A 19,250-nucleotide genomic window follows, 5' to 3' on the forward strand; every position below is an offset into this window, starting at 1 on the left:
GGTTTATCCTTTGCGATGTCCATAGACGCGGGGGCGCGTGTAGTAGTCGATCAGAGGAACCGTGATATTCGCCAACAGGACAGCAAAAGCAACGCCGTCCGGATAACCGCCGAAGCTACGAATCAGCCACACTAATACCCCAGCCAGCGCGCCGAAAATTAAACGACCACGGTTGGTCGTGGAGGCGGTAACCGGATCCGTTAAGATAAAAAACGCGCCCAGCATGGTGGCGCCTGACAGAAGATGCAACTGTGGCGAGGCCAGCGTAGCGGGCGAGAAAAGCCAACCTAACGCGGCGCATAGCGCCAGCGTGAGCAGAAAACTGACCGGGATATGCCAGCGGATAGCTTTTTGCCACAGCAGGAATACGCCGCCGACAAGCCAGGCGAGGTTAACCCACTGCCAGCCTACGCCGGCCAGCATGCCGCTGTATATCGGGTACTGCATAATTTGCTCAACGGAATGCCCGGCGCGCAAGGACGTTTTAAACGTATCCAGCGGCGTCGCCTGGCTGATACCGTCAATTCCTATACGTAGCAGCGTCATATCGCCGCCGCTGGCGGTATGCCCGGTAAAAATCATCCGCAACGTGTCCAGCATATCGGGCGTTGTTGCGGCTATTTCATAAGGCGGCAACCAGCTTGTCATTTGCACCGGAAAGGAGATTAATAGCACCACGTAACCGATCATTGCCGGATTAAAGGGGTTTTGTCCCAGCCCGCCATATAACTGTTTGGCGATAATAATGGCGAATCCCGTTCCCAGCACGACCATCCACCAGGGCGCGAGCGGAGGGATACTGACCGCCAGCAAAAGCCCCGTCAATAACGCGGAATAATCCTGCAGGTGACTGGCGACCGATTGTTTGCGCAGCCTAAGGACAATGGCTTCTGCGACGAGCGCCGTGATGGCAGCCAGAACGATCTGGAAAAGCGTTCCCCAACCAAAAAACCACGTCTGCGCGGCAATCCCCGGCAGAGCGGCGATTAACACCAGCAACATGATTCGCGATGTCTGGCGCTGGTTATGGGTATAAGGCGAGCTTGCGATTCTGAATACCATTTAGTCCTCGTTAACAACCTGCTGCTGTGATGCTTTTTTTGCCTGGACGCGGGCGATCGCCGCAGCAACCGCGGCTTTGCGCGGGTCGACCGGTTCGACAGGAATGCTTACGGCCTGCTGTTCCTGCTTGCGGGCTTTGGCACGGGCGATAGCTGCCTCCACCGCGGCTTTGCGCGGATCGACCGGTTCGACAGGTTCACTTACGGCCTGCTGTTCCTGCTTGCGGGCTTTGGCACGGGCGATAGCTGCCTCCACCGCGGCTTTGCGCGGGTCGACCTGTTCGACAGGTTTTACGGCCTGCTGTTCCTGCTTACGGGCTTTGGCGCGGGCGATAGCTGCCTCCACTGCGGCTTTGCGCGGATCGTCGCCAGATATCGCGCTGTCAGCCATCGTATGACCGGCTTGTTTAGCGCGTGCTTGCGCTTTACGTGCTTCACGGGCCGCGATCGCGGCGCTATTGTCCGGCAGACTACCAGCCTGAATAATCACCGGCTGCGTGGCCTGCGCCTGTTTCTCTTTTACCCGTGCCAGCGCAGCGGCAATGGCATCCTGATCTTTTGCCGCAGGTTGTACGACCGCACTCTTGTGGCGTGCAAGGCGGGCGGCTTTTTCGCGCTCCAGTCTTGCCTGACGAGCCTCAAAACGCGCTTTTGCTTCGGCGGCGCGTTTTTCTTCAAGCCTTATTGCATTAATCTCCGCTTTTTCCTGACGGAAATATTGGACGAGCGGAATATTACTGGGGCAGACCCAGGCGCAGGCACCGCATTCTATACAATCGGCAATATGGTGAGTGGTAGCCTTGTCATGCTGCTGCCCTTTGCTGAACCAATAAAGCTGCTGCGGTAAAAGGTCGGCAGGGCAAGCGTCAGCGCAAGCGCTGCAACGAATACAGCTTTTCTCTTCCTGAGGCGTTCCCATTTCAGTCACGGATGGCGCCAGCAGGCAGTTGGTGATTTTTACAACCGGTACGTCAAGCCAGGGAAGGGTGAATCCCATTAACGGACCGCCCATGATGACCATTTGGTCGGCGGAAGGGCAGAAACCGGCATCGTTAAGCAAATGACGAACGGGAGTGCCGAGCCGCGCCCAGACGTTACCCGGACGGCTTACCGCTTCACCCGTTAAGGTGACGACGCGTTCTGTGATCGGTTCGCCGTCAACCACGGCGCGTTTAATGGCATAAGCCGTACCGACGTTTTGCATCAGCACGCCAATATCAGAGGAGCGCCCGCCGTGGGGAACCTGTTTTCCCGTCAGTATCTGAGTGAGCTGTTTTGCACCGCCGGAAGGGTATTTGGTTGGGATAACGCGTAACGAAATATCGTGGGCGTCAGCCAGTACGGCGCGCAGCATGGAAATAGCCTGCGGTTTGTTATCTTCAATGCCGATTAATACCTCACGCGGTTGCAGAATATGCGCCAGGATGCGGATACCTTCCACAATCTGCGCGGCGCAGTCCTGCATCAGACGATCGTCCGCCGTAATGTAAGGTTCGCACTCTGCGGCATTAATAATAAGCGTGGTGATTTTATCGCCGCCGCCCTGCAATTTAACGCCGGTGGGAAACCCTGCGCCACCAAGCCCGGCAACGCCATACTGATGAATGCGTTCAATGAGCGCTTCACGGCTGTGGGCACGGTAATCAGACCAGCCCTCGCGCTCAATCCAGCGGTCCTCGCCGTCGGCATCAATGATGACGCTTAACTCCGCCAGCGCCGAAGGATGCGCCGTCGAGTGGGGCGCAATAGCGATAACCGTCCCGGAGGTGGGCGCGTGTACCGGCAGCATTCTCCCACGTCCACGGGTGAGCGCCTGGCCGCGCAGCACGCGATCGCCGACGCTAACGCACAGCTCGCCCTCAGCGCCAATGTGCTGTTTTAAGGGGATAACGAAGCGCGGTGCTAAAGGCACCTGGCGCAGCGGCGTGCCGTTTGACTGGGCCTTCATTTCGGGAGGATGAATACCGCCGTCGAAATCCCAGATTTTATCTTTTTTGAAAGCAGAAAATAGTTTAAGCATGTTGTTCCACGGGAATGATGCGAACGGGAATGGTGTTCAAATCCCATTTCCAACTGTCGGGCGTCTCATTCACCGGACGTAATTCGATGCAGTGCGTCGGACACGGAGCGACACACAGATTACAGCCGGTACAGAGATCGCTCATGACCGTGTGCATGGCGCGCGTTGCGCCAACGATAGCGTCAACCGGGCAGGCCTGAATGCATTTTGTGCAACCAATGCAGTTATTTTCATCAATAATTGCCAGCATACGTACCGGCGCGGCCTGCTGTTCTTCACCATCGCATGGCTGCGGCTCTACGTTTAGCAGCTCTGCAATTTTCAGCATGACGCCCTCGCCGCCGGGCGCGCAACGATTGATTTTCTCACCCTGGAGACCCACGGCTTCGGCGTAGGGACGGCAACCGGGATAGCCGCACTGACCACACTGGCTCTGTGGCAAAATTGCATCGATTTTTTCAACTACCGGGTCATCTTCAACCGCGAATCGGCGAGAGGCATAACCCAGAATGGCGCCGAACACCAGGCCCAGAAAGGTCAGGGCGCCAACGGCAATCCAGACAGTATTCATTACAACTTCACCAAACCACTAAAGCCCATAAAGGCCAAAGACATTAATCCTGCGGTAATCAACGCTATCGCGTTACCACGAAAAGGCGCCGGCACATCCGCCACGGCAAGGCGTTCGCGGATGGCGGCGAACAGAACCATTACCAATGAAAAACCGACGGCGGCGGAAAATCCGTACAGCGCCGACTGAAGAAAGTGATGACCGAGATTAATATTCAGTAACGCTACGCCCAGAACCGCACAGTTAGTGGTAATCAGTGGTAAGAAGATGCCTAACAAGCGGTATAATGCCGGGCTGGTTTTTCGTACAACCATTTCGGTAAATTGCACGACCACGGCAATGACGAGGATAAAGGCCAGCGTCCGCAGATAAATCAGATCCAGCGGAATAAGTATCCAGGTGTCGATAAGCCAGGCGCATATCGACGCCAGCGTCATGACAAAGGTCGTCGCGAGGCCCATCCCCATGGCGGTTTCCAACTTTTTGGATACGCCCATAAAGGGACAAAGGCCCAGAAACTTGACCAGTACAAAGTTATTGACCAGTACAGTTCCGACAAAGAGCAGCAGGTAATCAGTCATGTTTCGGCCTGAAATAAAAAAGCCGCCTATTATCTGTCAAACTACCACAGGCGACAACAGGTTAACTGTAGGGTTATTACGGATTAACAAACGTTGTTTTGACGCGCGCTGAACGTTTGAGATAAGGTACAATGAGCGCCGTCGCCAACAGTGGAAAGAGTAGCTGGCGCACGGCAAAGGCATCTGATACGGGCGAAAAGGCAAATGCTTTAACCGCCAGTAAAACCGACACCAGCAGCCAGATAATGTAATGCTTCGGCACGCAGCGTCTGCGCTTGAAGAATGCAATCGTCAACCACAGGGTATAGTACCACATAGCGATAGCGGTAATAAATGAAATGCCCCATAGCAGTAAATTACCGGTTTCCTGTCCGCTAAGCGTCTTGAACGTTTGCGGTGTGGCAAGCGCCATAACGTAGAGTAATAACGCCAGCGAGGCGCTCAACAACGCGACTAACAGCCAGGCTAACGGGCCAAGAAGCCAGCCTCCGATTCGTTGTGGCGGTGTTGTGGTCATATCTTCTCCGGGGTTACGCGCGTTAACGGTTATGCCGCTCATTTTGGGGCAAATATTATAAGGTTTTTAATGTCAAACGCTACTTTCTTTATTGCACATAGCGCCAGACGGATTGCGGGACCTGACCTACATCAAACAAGCGTCCTCCGGAGACCAGTTCGGCACGGCGGTGATCCGCAGCGCGATACATATTAACAATATCCCTGTCATCAGTAAGGGTATAGTTAAGGTGGTCGAACAGTTTTTCCAGACTTTCGAGCGAACTAATTTTGCGGAATTTTAATAGATAATCCTGAACAGTCATATAAAGTTGATCCATATTAAATATAATGCCAACGGAGTAGTCACTGATAAAAAATAAACAAAATCGCACCAGTGAGAGGTCAGGGGTGCAGGTAAAACGGGAATATTCTTACCGGTAAAGAGTCAGGCGCCAAATGGCGCCTGGGGCGAAAGGTTAACGCGCTTTCCTACAACAGGCAATAAACGTCAGACCAGGATAGAACATATTTCGTTTTTTTGGCCGATTTTTGACTTTTCCCGGCACGCCTTACGACACCGTTCACCGTGCCGTGCGAAAACGCCTTTGCGTTATCTGATGCTTACTTCTTCTGAACGGAAGCAACGGGTTCTGGCGGTTAGTAATTGTCAATATGATTGGCAATACCTAAAAGAATGACCGAGATAACGAGAACTATCCACCCTGTTAATTCAATTAGACGATTCATTATTGACGACATTTGCTTTGATCTATCCATAAACACAGAGAGTAAATGTTACTTTCCTGGCGAACGGTCGGCAAGAGGGATGGGAACGATTTCAAACTCTGTTCTGTAACAAGTTAATCATCAGATGCTACGTTGTTGGTCAGGACGCTATTGCGGCTAATGGTACGATGGTGTGGAATAGCGATATCTAAAACCGGAGGCAGTGAGATGAATGACAAAATCCGCGTTGGGTTAATAGGTTATGGTTACGCCAGTAAAACCTTTCATGCGCCCTTAATTATGGGAACGCCAGGGTTAGAACTTGCGGCGGTATCCAGCAGCGATGAAACGAAAGTGAAAGCAGACTGGCCGGCGGTGTCCGTGGTCTCTGAGCCCCGACATTTATTTAGCGATCCGCATATCGACCTGATTGTGATCCCGACGCCCAACGATACCCATTTCCCGCTGGCGAAAGCCGCGCTGGAAGCCGGTAAGCATGTGGTGGTTGATAAGCCCTTTACCGTGACACTGTCACAGGCACGAGAGTTGGATGCGCTTGCGCGGAGCACCGGCCGGGTACTTTCAGTCTTCCATAACCGCCGCTGGGACAGCGATTTTTTGACGCTGAAAGCCTTGTTGGCGGATGGCGTGCTCGGCGAGGTGTCTTTGTTTGAATCCCACTTTGATCGTTTCCGTCCTCAGGTGCGCGACCGCTGGCGCGAGCAAGGCGGGCCGGGAAGTGGTATCTGGTACGATCTGGCGCCGCACTTGTTGGATCAGGCCATTCAACTTTTTGGTCTGCCGGTCAGCATGACGGTGGATTTAGCGCAACTGCGTCCGGGCGCGCAATCTACGGACTATTTCCACGCGATTTTATCTTATCCTCAGCGCCGCGTGATTTTGCACGGTACGATGCTTGCCGCAGCGGAGTCAGCGCGATACATCGTTCATGGTTCGCGCGGCAGCTATGTAAAATATGGCCTTGATCCCCAGGAAGAACGGCTAAAAAACGGCGAGCGTTTACCGCAGGAAGACTGGGGATATGATATGCGTGACGGCGTATTGACCCTGGTTGAGGGAGAGACACGCAAAGAAGAGAACTGGCTTACGTTGCCGGGTAACTATCCGGCATATTATGCCGCCATCCGCGATGCGTTAAACGGTAATGGTGAAAATCCCGTGCCGGCAAGTCAGGCGATTCAAATTATGGAGTTAATTGAACTAGGCATGGAATCGGCAAAACATCGCGCGACGCTGTGTCTTGCCTGAGATTTAGCATTTCTCCGCCTGGGATAGCATTAAACCGCAGGCGGAGAGAGGGCGTTAGCGTCAATAAAGCAATCTTATGCCGCGGCCACTTTTTCGCGCAGCGCACGTTTTTCGCCATCGCTCAGGAACGCCATTTCCAGACCGTTAATCTGTGCCTGGCGAATCTGTTCGCGGCTCAAGCCTGCCGCGGGCGCGGCAACGTGATATTCATGGATAATATCTACGCCCTGAACAGCCGGATCGTCCGTATTAAGACTAGCGAGAACGCCATGCTCAAGGAAGATTTTGAGCGGATGGTCTGCCAGCGATGCGACGGTACTGGTCTGAATATTCGAGGTCAGACAGGATTCAATACCGATACGTTGCTGCGCAAGAAAATCCATTAACGCGCGATCTTCAACGGCTTTTACGCCATGTCCGATACGTTCGGCCCCCAGTTCGCGAATTGCCTGCCAGATACTTTCCGGTCCTGCGGCTTCGCCAGCGTGAACGGTAATATGCCAGCCCGCATCGCGCGCCCGGTTAAAGTGCGACAAAAACAGACTGCCGGGAAAGCCCAGCTCATCACCGGCTAAATCCAACGCGATGATCTTCTCTCTGTGCGCCAGCAGCGCATCAAGCTCCTGTAAACATGCCGCCTCGCCGAAGGTACGGCTCATAATGCCAATGAGTCGCGCCTCGACGCCAAACGTGTTACAGCCGTCGCGTACGCCGTCGATAACGGCTTCAACCACGCCTGCAATCGGTAACTGATGCGCCATCGCCATATAACCGGGCGAAAAGCGAAGCTCGACGTAATGCAGGCCGTTACGTGCGGCATCTTCAATATTTTCAAAGGCCACGCGACGGCAGGCGTCAAGCGATGCCAGGACTTTTACCCCCCAATCGAGCTTAGAGAGAAAGCTTACTAAATCGGGTTCGGTTGAGGTGACCTGAACATGCGGAATCAGCGTTTCCAGCGTTTGGGCGGGAAGGGCGATGTTGAACTGGCGACCAAGATCCAGAATTGTTTGGGCGCGAATGTTGCCATCAAGGTGGCGGTGGATGTCAGTCAAAGGAAGCGTAATATCAATCATGGGCGCACTCAATTTTTAATAAAAGTGCGCACCATTATACTACAGATTGGTAATCCTCTGGAGATTTTGGAAAAACGGAGCCATTACGTTGCAACTTCGCGAGGGCGCGGGAGAAATTTTGTACCATTTTCTTTATCGCGCCCCGGTCAGCTCACAGGGGGAGTTGCTGTCATCGCATCTTAGGATAAAGGGTCAACCCCCCGCTTGTAGACGGTATCAGCGAACGGTGCGGATAGCATTAATTAATCCGTTGACGCCTTTTTCAAGTTTCAGGCGAGGGCATCCGGCATTCAGACGTACAAATCCCCGGCCTTCTGCGCCATAGGTATCGCCGGGCATAATGGCGACTTTCTCCCGGTGAATGAGCGCGTTCTGTAATTTTTGATTGTCAATGCCGAGCGGACGGAGATCAATCCAGGCCAGATAGGTCGATGGCGGCGCTTGCCAGTTCAACGTCGGAAAGGCGTCATTCAGCGCCTGCTCGATATAGCGCATATTAGCCGCCAGATAGACGCGTAACGCATCCAGCCACGGCGCGCCGTGCTGATATGCGGCAATATGCGCCGTGAGCGAGAGCACCGCTGGCGAGGAGAGGCCGTCACGACCTTTTAAGGCGGCCAGGTAGCGTTCACGGCTTGCGCTATTTTCAATGATTCCATAAGCGCCGGTTAATGCCGGGATGTTGAAGCTTTTCGAACCGGAGGAGAGCAGCGCCCAGTCTCCGCGCGCGACATTGCTCCAGGGAATATGCGGCTGGTTTCCCCATACCATATCCATGTGAATTTCATCGGAAATCACCCGTACGCCATGGCGCTCGCACAGCGCTGACATCGTTTCCAGCTCGTCACGCGTCCACACTTTACCGGTGGGATTCTGCGGACTGCACAGCAGCAGGATTTTGCTTTCCGGACGCGCCAGCGCCGTCTCCAGTTTTGCCATATCGCAATGCCAGGCGTTGCCTTCTTTCTCCAGCGGGACGGGAGTGACGATGCGATGGTTGCCTTCAATCGCTTTATAAAAAGCATCATAAGCGGGAGTATGAACTACCACGCCGTCGCCTTCGTCGGACCACTGGCGGATAAGCTCGGACGCCATATAGATAACGGAAGGGCCGTATACAAGGGCGCGTGTATCAATCGTGGTCTGATGACGTGTCGCAAACCAGTGGGAAATCGCCCCTAAAAACGCCTCATTTTTCCAGCGGCTATAGCCTAGTACTCCGTGGGAAAGGCGCTGGTTTAGGGCCTCCAGGATACATGGCGCGGTGGCAAAGTCCATATCCGAAATAGTAAAGGGGAGCAGATCGGCTTCGCCAAAACGATCGGCGACATAATCCCACTGCGTACACCATGTACCGCGACGGTCAACTTCCTGTGAAAAATCGAACATATCTCTTCCTTATGCCTGAACGGTATGCATCAAACCAACCATTTCATCTTTTACAGACTGAACCTGCGGGCCGATAACGACCTGCAAATTATGCTGATTGAGCTGTACGACGCCTATCGCGCGATTGTCCTTCAATGCCTGGACATCCACAAGCGACATATCTTTCACTGACAGACGTAGGCGGGTGATGCAGTTGTCCAGACTCACGATGTTTTCTGTGCCGCCTAATGCCGCCAGGATAGCAGGCACGTTGTAGCCGGATTTTCCTGGCGCGCCAGCGATCGCTTTTTCAATGCTGGTGGCGATCTCCGCCTCGCGCCCCGGTGTTTTGAGGTTAAAGCGTGTAATGGCGAAGCGGAAAATGACGTAGTAAACCGCAAACCACATCGCTGCCACTACCGGCACCAGATACCATTTTGTTGACAGACCATGCAGGATGCCGAACACCACAAAGTCAATAATATTGCCATCTGTATTGCCGATAGTGACGCCGAGAATCGCCATGATGGTAAAGCCCAGCCCGGTCAGCAGAGCATGAATAACATACAGTACCGGCGCCACGAACAGAAACAGGAACTCCAGAGGCTCCGTTGTACCGCCGACAACGCAGGCGATTAAACCGGAAATCAATAATCCTTTAATTTTAGGGCGGTTTTCTGGACGGGCGCAGTGGTACATTGCCAACGCGGCGCCCGGCAAACCACCGAGAAACGCCGGCATTTTGCCTTGCGATAAGAAGCGAGTGGCGCTTTCAGAGAAGCCGTGCGTCGTTGGGCAACTGAGCTGAGCCTGGAAAATAGTCAACGCGCCGCTAACGGTATGCCCGCACACTTCTTGCGTACCGCCCGCCTCGGTGAAGCGAATCAGCGCTACCAGAATATGGTGCAGACCAAAAGGCAACAGCAGGCGCTCGCCGGTGCCGAAAATCATCGGGCCAAAGTCGCCGGCGCTATTGATGATATGACCCAGTCCACTAATTCCCATCGCAAAAACTGGCCATACGAGCGGGATAACCAGGCCGACAAGCCCCATCACGACGGCGGAAACGATAGGTACAAAACGCGTACCGCCGAAAAAGGCCAGCGCATCCGGCAAACGAATGGTGTGAAACCGTTCATGCAGCATCCAGACAATAATACCAGCGATAACGGCGCCGAGGATGCCGGTATCGATCGAGGGGATGCCCAGAATATTTTGTACGTTATTGGCTTTCAGCACCGCCGCATCGGTGGTCGGCAGAATGCCTTTTGCCGTGAGCCAGAAGTTGACCGCAAGGTTCATTACCGCGTAACCGACGAACCCGGCAAACGCGGCGACGCCTTTGTTTTCTCGCGCCAGACCGAGCGGAATCGCGATACAAAACATCACCGGCAGGAAGCTAAAGGCAAAAGAACCTACTTTACTCATCCAGGTGAAGATAGCCTGTAGCAATGGATTACCCAGCACAGGGAGCAGGGTAATAACGTCGTGGCTACTGAGCGAGCTGCCGATACCGAGCATAATGCCGCAGAACGAGAGCAAGGCGACGGGCAACATAAACGTTTTGCCCAATTGCTGGAAAAATTCCCATAGCGTTATTCTTGGTGTGGTTTTCGTCGTCATCTAACGACTCCTTGTTAATAAAGACCGGTGTCAGGTTATGATGGCGAGAAGATAAAACGTTTTACCAGATTTTAGTGCGGCATTAATCACATTACTGACCGATAATAACGCGTATAAAGATAACAGATAGGTAAAACGTTTTATCTGTCAGACTCCGGAGCGATTTGTTGCCATGGCTATCGCCAAAAAAATCACTATCCACGATGTTGCGCTGGCGGCCGGCGTGTCGGTGAGCACCGTTTCCTTAGTGCTGAGCGGCAAGGGGCGAATATCGTCCGCGACCGGCGAGCGTGTGAACGCGGCAATTGAACAACTGGGCTTTGTGCGTAACCGCCAGGCGTCCGCGCTGCGTGGCGGGCAAAGCGGCGTTATCGGTTTGATCGTTCGCGATTTATCGGCACCGTTTTATGCCGAATTGACCGCAGGATTAACGGAAGCACTGGAAGCACAAGGCCGTATGGTTTTTCTCCTGCACGGGGGTAAAGATGGCGAACAGCTAAACCAACGTTTTACCATGTTGCTCAATCAGGGGGTGGATGGCGTGGTGATCGCCGGTGTGGCGGGCAGTAGCGAAGCGCTGAGAGCCCAGGCCGACGCACAAGGGATTCCCGTCGTGTTTGCGTCACGCGCCAGCTATCTTGATGATGCGGATATCGTTCGGCCTGATAACATGCAGGCAGCGCAGCTCCTGACGGAATACCTTATTCGTCAGGGCCATCAGCGCATCGCCTGGCTGGGAGGGCAAAGCGCATCTTTAACCCGCGCGGAGCGCGTGGGCGGCTATTGCGCGACGTTGTTAAAATACGGTCTACCGTTTCACAGCGAGTGGGTCGTGGAATGCACTTCCAGTCAGAAACAGGCTGCAGAAAGTATTACCGCGCTGTTGCGATACAATCCGACCATTAGCGCTGTCGTTTGTTACAACGAAACCATTGCGATGGGGGCGTGGTTTGGGCTACTGAGAGCAGGACGACAGAGTGGCGAGAGCGGTGTCGATCGTTATTTTGAGCAGCAGGTGTCGCTGGCGGCGTTTGCTGATGTTGCGGAGAATGCCCTCGACGACCTGCCGATTATCTGGGCCAGTACGCCGGCGCGAGAAATAGGCTATACCCTGGCCGAACGAATGTTGCAGCGTATTGCTCACGACGAGCACCATTTGCGGAGTCAAACGATAGCCGCTCGCCTGGTGACGCAAAAGTAGAGGCTGAGCGTTGTTCGGCGTAGACCGGGTGCAGCGTCGCTGCACCCGGCAAGGCGATTATTGTTGCGGCAACGCCGGAACGTCCGGTACGGAAAGCGCCGGCATCCCAAACAGGCCGACAAAGTCTTCCAACGGCATTTTTTGTCCGTTGAGCATGATCTGGCCATTGGCGTACTGCAAGCTGGAGGCGATGGTATTATCCTTCAGCGTTGTCAGTCTGAACATCTGACCCATTGCAGACAGCCCCTGCACCTGTTGTTTTGCCAGTTTTTCCGCATCATCCTGCTGATAGCCTTCCAGTTTTGCTATCTGCGTCATAAACTCGACCGCCATGTCCATCGGAATTGCCAGTTTCGCATCCAGCGATTTCACGGAGCGGTCGACTTCCTGCGCCAACGTTTGCGGTTGTGCCGTTGTGGTTGCCGGATCTTTCAGGAACAGCGACAGATTCAGCGTGGTTTCCCCTTTGGCGTTTTTCCAGCTAAGCGGCGCCAGGGTCAGCACCGGATCGCCTTTTAACAGCACGGGGAGGGCGCTAAAGAACGCTTCGGTGACTTTTTGCTGATAAAGCTCAGGATTCTGCGCCACATCCGGCTGATTCAGCAACGCCTGCGTTTGCGCATGATATTGCTGGCTAAACTGGTGCCAGGCTTCGCCGTCGATTTGACCGACTTTCAGCGTTAATTTACCGCTGCCCAAATCCTGATTCTGTACTTTCAGGCTGTTAAGCGAGTAATCCAACTGGCTATTAATGGTTTTTCCGTCATTGACCAGATCGGACTTGCCGGCAATTTCCATCCCTTCCAGCACCGCCATCTCTTTACCTTCAATGGCGATGGACAGCTTATCCAGCGTTAACTTTTGGTCGCCTACACGCTCGTCAAAGCTTGCCAGTTTACTGGTACCGTCTGTTTTCAAATTATTAAAGGTGAGTTGCACCTTTTGATTGTATTCGTTAACGGCATCGACCAGACCGCTCTGCGCTTCGCCTGACAGCGAAACCACATTACCGTCTTTATCGGCGTTAAGCTGGAACTCCCCGCCGCTAAAGGCGACCTTTTCACCGGCATTCTCGTAGTTTAACGGCTTGAGAGAGATATCGGAGCGGGTATCGCCGCCATAACCAATGCGGGTATTGATGACAAAGGGCGCGTCGCCTTTCGCGATATCAAAGAGGGGTTTTGCCGCATCGTTATTCACCAGCGTGGTTTTTACCGATGCCATAGAAGGGATCAGATTGAGCGTTTTGAGCTGGGCGAGCGGGAAGGGGCCATGTGAAACAGATTCGTCCAGCACAATGCTTTGCCCGGGTTTCAACCAGGTATTGTCTGCGCCGGCAACCGGTTTGATGACCAGTTGCAGATGGCTACTGAACACGCCGCGCTGGTAGTTTTGATAACTTAATTCAACACCGGCCTCCGGCGCAGTACGCTTGAGCTGTTCATTGGCCTGAGTCACCATTTCTGAAAGATGGTTCTCCAGCTTTTTCCCCGTATACCAGGCGCCGCCTGTCCAGACGATGCCAAGTGCAATCACTACACCTGCAGCTACCAGTGTTTTTTTCATATCAATTGTCCATAAAAATGAAACCAGGCGGATTAAACCGCCTGGAGGAGTTTTACGTCTCTTATAAGCTTAGCAAGAGTTGTTAAAAAATTCAGTATGTTGCTACAGCTTGTTATAAACACGCGCTAAACGGCCCGTGCCGCTGGCGTTAACCGGAGACTCATCCGCGCCGATAAAGGCAGATTCACCCGGCTTCAGTACCAGACGCTGTTCATCTTTCCGTAACACCGCCTCACCCTCAACGCAGAACAGAATCGCGGCGCTGTGTTGGCCGATGCTCGTCTCCTGAAGCGCCAGGTCGTGCAGTGAAAAGGCAAAGTCGTCAACCGGAATTGGGAAGTCCAGCTCCGCGCCGCTTTTCACCGGGGCAGTCAGCAACTCGCTGGCAGGTTTAGGTTCGAACTTCACGTTCGCGACCAGCTCAGGGATGTCGATATATTTTGGCGTAAGGCCGGCGCGCAGAACGTTATCGGAGTTCGCCATGACTTCCAGCGCAACGCCCTGCAAATAAGCATGAGGTGTTTCGGCAAACAGGAACATCGCCTCGCCGGGATTCAGTTTGACCACATTCAGCAACAAAGGAGAGAAAAGCCCGCTGTCGTCAGGATAATACTCTGAAATCACGCGGATCGTTTGCCACGGTTCGCCTTGCTGGCTGTTAAGTGCCGCTTTGAGTACGGCTAACGCGCGGGATTTTTCTTCGCCTTGCATATTCAACAGGCTGGCGAAAAGCTGGCTCAGACGTTCAGCGTTCGGCGCCTGCAAAAAGTGGGCGATAGCGGAATGCGCGCCAGCGATAGGTTGCAGTAAAGAGACAATGTCAGAAAATTCGCGGAACGCATTCATCGCAAGGAAAGGTGTCAGGGCAAAAACCAGCTCTGGTTTATGGTTAGGATCTTTATAGTTCCGCTCTGCGGCGTCCATTGGTATACCCGCCGCATTTTCTTTAGCGAAACCTATTTCGGAGTTGCGCTTATTCGGGTGCACCTGAATAGAGAGCGGCTGCGCGGCGCACAGTACTTTAAACAGAAACGGCAGTTCGCCGAAACGGTTGGCGACCGCTTCGCCCAGCAGGGCGGTTTTCTTATTTTCGATGACGTCACGCAGGGAGACGGTTTCGCCGTGGGCGGTGGTGATTCGCGAGCTGCTTTTGGGATGCGCGCCCATCCAGAGTTCAGCCTGTGGCTGCTGCTGCGGATTTGCTATGCCATAAAGTTCCGTTAACGCAGTTTTACTTCCCCAGGCATAGTTTTGCACTGAGTTAATGAGTTTTTGCATTATCAAGCCCTGTTTCAATGTGGAAATCAATGGGAGGTATTAAACCAAGAAACCCGCATGAAGTAACCTCCGGGCGTAAAAAGTCGTACTTGTCTCAGTTTTTGTTAAAAAATTGTGTAGGATAGTGTAACTCGCTTTTAGTCGGGCAATGGAACACCTGCCCAGAGAATAACCATACCGAGCGGTAAGTGAGAGCACAATGTCAAACAAACCCTTCTTTTATCAAGACCCTTTTCCCCTCAAAAAGGACGCTACCGAGTATTATTTGTTGACCAGCGAACATGTTTCTGTCGCTGAATTTGAAGGACAAGAGATCCTGAAAGTCGCGCCGGAAGCGTTAACATTGTTGGCGCGTCAGGCCTTCCATGATGCGTCTTTTATGCTACGTCCGGCGCATCAGCAGCAGGTGGCGGATATTCTGCGCGATCCGCAGGCCAGTGAAAACGACAAATATGTCGCGCTGCAATTCCTGCGAAACTCCGATATCGCGGCTAAGGGCGTGTTGCCCACCTGCCAGGATACCGGTACGGCCATTATTGTCGGCAAAAAAGGCCAACGCGTCTGGACTGGCGGAGGTGATGAAGCGGCGCTGGCTCGTGGCGTGTATAACACCTATATCGAAGACAACCTGCGCTATTCGCAAAACGCGGCGCTGGATATGTACAAAGAGGTCAATACCGGTACCAACCTGCCGGCGCAGATCGATCTCTACAGCGTCGATGGCGATGAATATAAATTCCTCTGTATCGCTAAAGGCGGCGGATCGGCGAATAAAACCTACCTCTATCAGGAAACAAAAGCGCTTTTGACGCCGGGTAAGCTCAAAAATTATCTCGTCGATAAGATGCGTACGCTGGGCACTGCCGCCTGTCCGCCGTATCACATTGCGTTTGTCATTGGCGGCACCTCGGCGGAAGCGAATCTGAAAACCGTTAAGCTGGCCTCGGCAAAATACTATGATGCGCTACCGATCGAAGGAAATGAACACGGGCAGGCATTCCGCGATATTGAGCTGGAAAAAGAATTGTTGCTTGAGGCGCAAAATCTTGGCTTAGGCGCGCAGTTCGGCGGCAAGTATTTCGCTCACGATATTCGTGTTATCCGATTGCCGCGTCACGGGGCATCGTGTCCGGTAGGTATGGGCGTGTCCTGCTCCGCGGATCGAAATATTAAAGCGAAGATCAACCGGGAAGGGATCTGGATCGAGAAGCTGGAGCGCAATCCCGGTAAATATATTCCAGAGGCGCTGCGCCAGGCGGGAGAGGGCGAGGCGGTGCGCGTTGATCTTAACCGTCCCATGAGCGAGATACTGCAACAACTGTCGCAGTATCCGGTATCAACGCGCCTGTCGCTGAACGGCACGATTATTGTGGGCCGCGACATCGCGCACGCTAAACTGAAAGAGCGGATGGACAGAGGCGAAGGTTTGCCGCAGTACATCAAAGATCATCCTATCTATTATGCGGGGCCGGCAAAAACGCCGGAAGGTTACGCCTCCGGGTCGCTTGGGCCGACTACTGCAGGGCGGATGGACTCCTATGTTGATCAGCTCCAGTCGCAGGGCGGCAGTATGATCATGCTCGCGAAAGGCAACCGTAGCCAGCAGGTAACCGATGCCTGTAAGAAACATGGCGGCTTCTACCTGGGCAGTATCGGTGGCCCGGCAGCCGTCCTGGCGCAGGGCAGTATCAAGCGCCTGGAGTGTGTGGAATATCCTGAACTGGGCATGGAGGCTATCTGGAAAATCGAAGTGGAGGATTTTCCGGCCTTTATTCTGGTGGATGATAAAGGCAACGATTTCTTCCAGCAGATTCAGACATCGCAGTGCGCACGCTGCGTTAAGTAACATTGCCGCCCTGCGGGGCGGTAACATTATTCGCTATTTTGCCGGAGGGCGGCGCAAGCGCTTTATCCGGTCTACACCGTTGTGTTGTTATCGTTAATACTCATAAGACCGCAAACATGTGGGCAATGTTGACACATGACCTCATCAACTTGAGTAAGGAGCAGGTAATGGTAACGGTACGCCGCGAGAAAGATTCAATGGGCGCGATTGAAGTCCCGGCAGATAAACTGTGGGGGGCGCAGACTCAACGTTCGCTGGAACATTTTCGGATTTCCACGGAGAAAATGCCCGTCTCGCTCATCCACGCGCTGGCGTTGACCAAGCGCGCCGCTGCGAAGGTCAACCAGGATTTAGGGTTGCTGGCGGCGGAAAAAGCCAGCGCGATTATCCAGGCGGCTGATGAAGTGCTGGCGGGAAAACACGCTGATGAGTTTCCGCTGGCGATCTGGCAGACCGGGTCCGGTACGCAAAGCAACATGAATATGAATGAAGTGTTAGCGAACCGCGCCAGTGAAATTTTGGGTGGCGTTCGCGGTATGGAACGCAAGGTGCATCCCAATGATGACGTCAATAAGAGTCAAAGCTCAAACGATGTTTTCCCAACCGCGATGCACGTAGCGGCGTTGCTGGCGTTACGCGAACACCTCATCCCGCAATTATCCGCATTAACGGATACGCTTCGCGATAAATCCCACGCTTTCGCCGATATTGTCAAAATTGGCCGTACTCACCTGCAGGATGCGACGCCGCTCACTTTAGGCCAGGAGATTTCCGGTTGGGTAGCTATGCTGGAACATAACCTCAGGCACATTGAGCACAGTTTACCGCATGTCGCGGAACTGGCGCTCGGCGGAACCGCAGTGGGGACAGGGCTCAATACCCACCCGGAATATGCCCGGCGCGTCGCCGAGGAACTGGCGACAATTACCGCTGCGCCGTTTGTTACCGCCCCCAATAAATTCGAAGCGCTGGCAACCTGTGACGCGTTGGTACAGGCGCATGGCGCATTAAAAGGACTGGCGACCTCGCTCATGAAAATCGCCAACGATGTTCGCTGGCTGGCGTCCGGCCCGCGCTGCGGCATTGGCGAGATTGCTATCCCGGAGAATGAGCCAGGGAGCTCTATCATGCCTGGTAAAGTGAACCCGACCCAGTGTGAAGCGGTAACGATGTTATGCTGCCAGGTGATGGGTAACGATGTGGCCATCAATATGGGGGGCGCATCAGGCAACTTTGAGCTCAACGTGTATCGTCCGATGGTTATTCATAATTTTCTGCAAACGGTGCGCCTGCTGGCCGATGGCATGGAGAGTTTCAATAAACACTGTGCGTCAGGAATCGCGCCAAACCGCGAGCGTATTACGCAGTTGCTGAATGAGTCGCTGATGCTGGTCACTGCACTCAATACGCACATTGGTTACGATAAAGCGGCGGAGATTGCGAAGAAGGCGCATAAAGAAGGGCTGACGCTCAAAGCCTCAGCCTTGGCATTAGGGTACCTTAGCGACGCGGAGTTCGACGCCTGGGTACGTCCGGAGTTGATGGTTGGCAGTATGACGCCGGGACGTTAATCCGCCACATACAGGTGCAGTCGCGGGATAATCAGTCGCAGCGGCTGCGCCTGTGGTTTAAAACGGTGCTGAATATTATCTGCGTCATAGTTTTCCAGCCCGCCAATATCCGGCGCGCCAGCGCCATTGTCCGTGTTGATTAACGCGATAATCGGCGTGGGGCAGGCGTGTTGCACCTGTTTCTGCTGGCCTTTATACCAGATGCGGGCGATCGGCTGTACTTTAACCGGGCGCTTAATCTTGAGTCGGGCCTGCTGCGGTAAGGCGGCGATATCCTGATATTCCCGTTCCAGCTTGAATTGCCATTGTTCGCGCGTCCACGGCGGGACGCTGCGCGGCGACGCGAGGCTTTTTTTCAACTGGCTCAGAACCTCATCCCGGCTTAAGTTTTTAATAATATGTTTATTTGCCCAACCGAAACGTATGGTGGTGGGGTTATTGATAAGCGTCAGCGTGCGGTAAGCGTTCAGCGTAATTAAGCCGGGTAGATGCCGATGCACCCACTCAAAACGCGCCGCCGAGGGAAGGCCGGACTCTACCGTAACCATCTGCTCGAAGGTGGTTTTCAACTGGTTAATGCGTTGTACCTGATTTTCCAGATCTGACTGCGTTGCATTATCCACTTGATAGCATAAGACGCCAGGCAGGCGGACGGCGGCTTTACTGCTGCGGTTTTCGGACTGCTGTTGAATAAACAAATGACGATAGTGACGTAGCGCCAGCGTTTCGGCCTCTTTCCCCAGATGTTGCGTCACCTCGATAGTGTCCAGCGGCGCATGTTCCGCCTCTTTGGTCACCTGAGGCAGTGAAAAGACACGGGCGATAAGTAGCGAATGCTGTTGTAGATTATCTGTCAGCACCGCCAGGTGTTGTTCTATCTGGCGAAAAGTGCCATTCAGGCGTTCAACGAGATCGTAGCGGGACATTGTATCATTCACTTTAGTTACAACATACTATCTGTATAGCACAATTTCCGCAGCTCAACCAGCGTGCAA

General features: G+C 53.6%; 17 protein-coding genes. 4 read left to right on the forward strand and 13 right to left on the reverse strand.

Annotation, left to right across the window (positions count from 1 at the left end; translation table 11 throughout):
- Nucleotides 1-3: 3 nt before the first annotated feature.
- The 7 genes from rsxD to blr form a co-directional block, all read right to left on the reverse strand.
- Nucleotides 4-1,062 (reverse strand): electron transport complex subunit RsxD, encoded by a 1,059-nt coding sequence (rsxD, locus tag ACE15A_RS10145; RefSeq protein WP_053508065.1) that lies wholly within the window; start codon nt 1,060-1,062, stop codon nt 4-6.
- Nucleotides 1,063-3,081, reverse strand: a complete 2,019-nt coding sequence (rsxC, locus tag ACE15A_RS10150; RefSeq protein WP_053508064.1) for an electron transport complex subunit RsxC — start codon at nt 3,079-3,081, stop codon at nt 1,063-1,065.
- A complete protein-coding gene (rsxB, locus tag ACE15A_RS10155; protein ID WP_053508062.1) occupies nt 3,074-3,652 on the reverse strand; it encodes an electron transport complex subunit RsxB in 579 nt (192 codons plus the stop codon). The genes rsxC and rsxB overlap by 8 nt, the downstream gene beginning before the upstream one ends.
- Nucleotides 3,652-4,233: an electron transport complex subunit RsxA gene (gene rsxA, locus ACE15A_RS10160; protein ID WP_000133179.1), complete on the reverse strand. Its 582-nt coding sequence runs from the start codon at nt 4,231-4,233 to the stop codon at nt 3,652-3,654. The genes rsxB and rsxA overlap by 1 nt, the downstream gene beginning before the upstream one ends.
- Before the next feature lie 76 nt (nt 4,234-4,309).
- A complete protein-coding gene (locus ACE15A_RS10165) occupies nt 4,310-4,750 on the reverse strand; it encodes a DUF2569 domain-containing protein (protein WP_000214061.1) in 441 nt (146 codons plus the stop codon).
- Between the two features lie 88 nt (nt 4,751-4,838).
- Nucleotides 4,839-5,054: a transcription modulator YdgT gene (gene ydgT, locus ACE15A_RS10170; RefSeq protein WP_000217947.1), complete on the reverse strand. Its 216-nt coding sequence runs from the start codon at nt 5,052-5,054 to the stop codon at nt 4,839-4,841.
- Nucleotides 5,055-5,388: 334 nt separating this feature from the next.
- On the reverse strand, nt 5,389-5,478 hold the full coding sequence (gene blr / locus ACE15A_RS10175; RefSeq protein ID WP_170963050.1) for a division septum protein Blr: 90 nt from the start codon (nt 5,476-5,478) through the stop codon (nt 5,389-5,391).
- A 207-nt stretch (nt 5,479-5,685) separates the two neighbouring features.
- On the opposite strand from blr, the gene ACE15A_RS10180 reads away from it, so the two are divergent.
- Entirely contained in the window at nt 5,686-6,726 is a 1,041-nt protein-coding gene (locus tag ACE15A_RS10180) for an oxidoreductase (RefSeq protein WP_053508061.1), read from the forward strand.
- Nucleotides 6,727-6,800: 74 nt separating this feature from the next.
- Here the strand turns inward: ACE15A_RS10180 and add are convergent, their stop codons facing one another.
- The 3 genes from add to malX all read right to left on the reverse strand — a co-directional run bounded on the left by add (nt 6,801) and on the right by malX (nt 10,793).
- Complete coding sequence (gene add, locus ACE15A_RS10185) at nt 6,801-7,802, reverse strand: adenosine deaminase (protein WP_053508060.1); 1,002 nt, start codon at nt 7,800-7,802, stop codon at nt 6,801-6,803.
- A gap of 216 nt (nt 7,803-8,018) precedes the next feature.
- Nucleotides 8,019-9,191, reverse strand: coding sequence for a MalY/PatB family protein (locus ACE15A_RS10190; RefSeq protein WP_023248121.1), 1,173 nt, complete (start codon nt 9,189-9,191; stop codon nt 8,019-8,021).
- A 9-nt stretch (nt 9,192-9,200) separates the two neighbouring features.
- The gene (gene malX, locus ACE15A_RS10195; RefSeq protein ID WP_023248122.1) at nt 9,201-10,793 is read right to left on the reverse strand and encodes a maltose/glucose-specific PTS transporter subunit IIBC; all 1,593 of its coding nucleotides are present in this window, start codon (nt 10,791-10,793) and stop codon (nt 9,201-9,203) included.
- 172 nt (nt 10,794-10,965) lie between these two features.
- Here malX and ACE15A_RS10200 point away from each other — a divergent pair, with 172 nt between their 5' ends.
- The gene (locus ACE15A_RS10200) at nt 10,966-11,994 is read left to right on the forward strand and encodes a Mal regulon transcriptional regulator MalI (RefSeq protein WP_023248123.1); all 1,029 of its coding nucleotides are present in this window, start codon (nt 10,966-10,968) and stop codon (nt 11,992-11,994) included.
- A 57-nt stretch (nt 11,995-12,051) separates the two neighbouring features.
- Here the strand turns inward: ACE15A_RS10200 and ACE15A_RS10205 are convergent, their stop codons facing one another.
- Both ACE15A_RS10205 and manA read right to left on the reverse strand, forming a co-directional pair.
- Nucleotides 12,052-13,560: a YdgA family protein gene (locus tag ACE15A_RS10205; RefSeq protein ID WP_053508058.1), complete on the reverse strand. Its 1,509-nt coding sequence runs from the start codon at nt 13,558-13,560 to the stop codon at nt 12,052-12,054.
- A gap of 102 nt (nt 13,561-13,662) precedes the next feature.
- A complete protein-coding gene (gene manA / locus ACE15A_RS10210; RefSeq protein WP_053508057.1) occupies nt 13,663-14,838 on the reverse strand; it encodes a mannose-6-phosphate isomerase in 1,176 nt (391 codons plus the stop codon).
- Between the two features lie 199 nt (nt 14,839-15,037).
- Between manA and fumB the strand changes: the two genes are divergently transcribed.
- Together fumB and fumC are read left to right on the forward strand one after the other, a co-directional pair.
- Nucleotides 15,038-16,684 carry a class I fumarate hydratase gene (fumB, locus tag ACE15A_RS10215; RefSeq protein WP_053508056.1) on the forward strand — a complete coding sequence of 549 codons (1,647 nt, stop codon included), beginning with the start codon at nt 15,038-15,040 and terminating at the stop codon, nt 16,682-16,684.
- A gap of 167 nt (nt 16,685-16,851) precedes the next feature.
- On the forward strand, nt 16,852-18,255 hold the full coding sequence (gene fumC, locus ACE15A_RS10220) for a class II fumarate hydratase (RefSeq protein ID WP_053508054.1): 1,404 nt from the start codon (nt 16,852-16,854) through the stop codon (nt 18,253-18,255).
- Here fumC and tus read toward each other — a convergent pair.
- Nucleotides 18,252-19,181, reverse strand: coding sequence for a DNA replication terminus site-binding protein (tus, locus tag ACE15A_RS10225; RefSeq protein WP_053508053.1), 930 nt, complete (start codon nt 19,179-19,181; stop codon nt 18,252-18,254). The genes fumC and tus overlap by 4 nt on opposite strands.
- Between the last annotated feature and the right edge of the window lie 69 nt (nt 19,182-19,250).

This window comes from Salmonella sp. HY31 (genome assembly GCF_042604575.1).
GTDB classification, from domain to species: Bacteria; Pseudomonadota; Gammaproteobacteria; order Enterobacterales; family Enterobacteriaceae; genus Salmonella; species Salmonella diarizonae.

Coding starts and splice junctions, on each gene's coding strand:
- manA (WP_053508057.1), bottom strand. CDS start 14,838: ATGCAAAAACTCATTAACTCAGTGCAAAACTATGCCTGGGGAAGTAAA.
- rsxD (WP_053508065.1), bottom strand. CDS start 1,062: ATGGTATTCAGAATCGCAAGCTCGCCTTATACCCATAACCAGCGCCAG.
- ACE15A_RS10190 (WP_023248121.1), bottom strand. CDS start 9,191: ATGTTCGATTTTTCACAGGAAGTTGACCGTCGCGGTACATGGTGTACG.
- fumC (WP_053508054.1), top strand. CDS start 16,852: ATGGTAACGGTACGCCGCGAGAAAGATTCAATGGGCGCGATTGAAGTC.
- blr (WP_170963050.1), bottom strand. CDS start 5,478: ATGAATCGTCTAATTGAATTAACAGGGTGGATAGTTCTCGTTATCTCG.
- ydgT (WP_000217947.1), bottom strand. CDS start 5,054: ATGACTGTTCAGGATTATCTATTAAAATTCCGCAAAATTAGTTCGCTC.
- tus (WP_053508053.1), bottom strand. CDS start 19,181: ATGTCCCGCTACGATCTCGTTGAACGCCTGAATGGCACTTTTCGCCAG.
- fumB (WP_053508056.1), top strand. CDS start 15,038: ATGTCAAACAAACCCTTCTTTTATCAAGACCCTTTTCCCCTCAAAAAG.
- rsxB (WP_053508062.1), bottom strand. CDS start 3,652: ATGAATACTGTCTGGATTGCCGTTGGCGCCCTGACCTTTCTGGGCCTG.
- ACE15A_RS10165 (WP_000214061.1), bottom strand. CDS start 4,750: ATGACCACAACACCGCCACAACGAATCGGAGGCTGGCTTCTTGGCCCG.
- ACE15A_RS10180 (WP_053508061.1), top strand. CDS start 5,686: ATGAATGACAAAATCCGCGTTGGGTTAATAGGTTATGGTTACGCCAGT.
- rsxC (WP_053508064.1), bottom strand. CDS start 3,081: ATGCTTAAACTATTTTCTGCTTTCAAAAAAGATAAAATCTGGGATTTC.
- malX (WP_023248122.1), bottom strand. CDS start 10,793: ATGACGACGAAAACCACACCAAGAATAACGCTATGGGAATTTTTCCAG.
- ACE15A_RS10205 (WP_053508058.1), bottom strand. CDS start 13,560: ATGAAAAAAACACTGGTAGCTGCAGGTGTAGTGATTGCACTTGGCATC.
- add (WP_053508060.1), bottom strand. CDS start 7,802: ATGATTGATATTACGCTTCCTTTGACTGACATCCACCGCCACCTTGAT.
- ACE15A_RS10200 (WP_023248123.1), top strand. CDS start 10,966: ATGGCTATCGCCAAAAAAATCACTATCCACGATGTTGCGCTGGCGGCC.
- rsxA (WP_000133179.1), bottom strand. CDS start 4,233: ATGACTGATTACCTGCTGCTCTTTGTCGGAACTGTACTGGTCAATAAC.